Raw genomic sequence first — 238 nt, 5'->3', positions numbered from 1 at the left:
CAGCCAACCCAGAGATCCTCTTCGCCGCCGGCTACGCGGCCTGCTTCCACGGCTCCCTCCAGCTCGCCGCACGCATGCGCAAGGTCTCCCTTCACGACACCAGCGTCACCGCCCGCGTCAGCATCGGAGCCGACACCGACGGCGCCTACCGACTCGCCGTCGCCCTCACCGCTGTGCTGCCCGGTATCCCCGCCGACCAGGCCCGCGAGGACTCTAGAGGATCCCCGGGACCGAGCTC

The 238-nt window shown here is 71.0% G+C and carries 1 protein-coding gene; it reads left to right on the top strand.

Annotated elements, in window-relative coordinates; genetic code table 11:
• Window positions 1-238: OsmC family protein (locus tag I5I_RS11685; protein ID WP_036319644.1), on the top strand; the 238-nt coding region annotated here is incomplete at both ends.

The organism is Microbacterium sp. B24 (genome assembly GCF_000333415.1).
In the GTDB taxonomy this organism is placed as follows: domain Bacteria; phylum Actinomycetota; class Actinomycetes; order Actinomycetales; family Microbacteriaceae; genus Microbacterium.
This window is presented reverse-complemented; position numbering and strand designations above follow the sequence as displayed.